Source organism: Ignavibacteria bacterium (genome assembly GCA_025612375.1).
GTDB lineage: Bacteria > Bacteroidota > Ignavibacteria > Ignavibacteriales > SURF-24 > JAAXKN01.
The window spans coordinates 1-1,262 of record JAAXKN010000127.1 but is presented as its reverse complement, the minus strand read 5'-3'; the positions used below and the strand labels follow the sequence as shown (position 1 = coordinate 1,262).

General features: G+C 40.6%; 2 protein-coding genes. Both read left to right on the top strand.

All coding sequences use genetic code 11. From position 1 onward, the window contains the following. The first annotated feature begins 10 nt into the window (after positions 1 to 10). Positions 11 to 379 carry a transposase gene (locus HF312_21635; GenBank protein ID MCU7522809.1) on the top strand — a complete coding sequence of 123 codons (369 nt, stop codon included), beginning with the start codon at positions 11 to 13 and terminating at the stop codon, positions 377 to 379. 5 nt (positions 380 to 384) lie between these two features. Then, positions 385 to 1,262: IS3 family transposase (locus HF312_21630; protein ID MCU7522808.1), on the top strand; the 878-nt coding region annotated here is incomplete at its 3' end.

Here is a 1,262-nt window from a genome sequence, read left to right as displayed (position 1 = left end):
TTAGGATTTTATGAAAAGAGAAGTAAACAGTTACACGGACGATTTTAAATTAAAGGTGGTCCAGGAGTATTTAAAAACAGATGCCACCGTTTCTGAGATACAGAAAAAATACGGCATCAAATCTGGGAGTTGTATTTCGGATTGGATTCGTAAATTTGGGCTCAATAAACCCACTCAAAGAGAGATAGAATTTGAGAATGCGATGAAAGAACAGATTCAAAAAACAGCCAGGGAGCAGGAGCTGGAGTTAGAGATTCAACAGCTTAAAAAAGAGCTTGACAAGGAACGTCTTCGTACCCTTGCCCTTAACACGATGATCGATATTGCGGAAAGGGATTTAAAGATCAAGGTAAGAAAAAACTCTGGTGCCAAACAGTAACAGAGCTGCACACAAAGAGTTATAATTACGAGGTTAACTCCTTGTGTGAACTGTTTGGTCGTAGTAGGCAAGCCTATTACCAGCGATCAAAATATAATTGTAAGGAAGAGTTTAAAACAGAGATTTTGTTCCAATTGGTTGAGAAACAAAGGAAAATAATGCCTAAGATTGGAGGCAGAAAACTCCTTCGGTTAATTGAAACTGATCTTCCTGAAGAACTGAAAATGGGTAGAGACTCGTTCTTTGTATTCTTGCGTGAAAACGGGCTTCTGGCCCGAAAAAGAAAGTACCGGGTGCGTACAACTTACAGCAATCACTGGATGCATAAATATCCTAACCTGATAAAGGAATTTACCCCGGAGAGGGCTCATCAGCTTTTGGTGGCTGATATCACCTATGTTGTGATTAATGATGGGTTTGGCTATCTGAGTTTGATTACTGATGCCTACTCCAGAAAGATTACCGGGTGGGCTCTGGGAGACACTCTTGAAGCCTGCCATTCGGTAACTGCCCTGCAGATGGCCTTAAAACAGCTGCCCAGGGGAATAAAGGGTATTTATCATCACTCGGATCGTGGTGTACAGTACTGTTCAAATGAATACACTAAAATTTTAAAGAAGAACCATTTTCAAATAAGTATGACAGAGGGAGGTGATCCCAGGGACAATGCTATTGCAGAACGGATTAACGGCATTCTTAAGAGTGAATGGCTTAACCAGATGAAATTTCATTCGATTGAGGAGGCTTCCAGGGAACTGGAGAAAATTATTGAGATTTATAATGAAAAGAGACCTCACACCAGTCTTGACATGATGACTCCCAGTAATGCTCATGTTCACTCAGGTGAACTCAAGAGGCACTGGAAGAATTATTATCATGATCC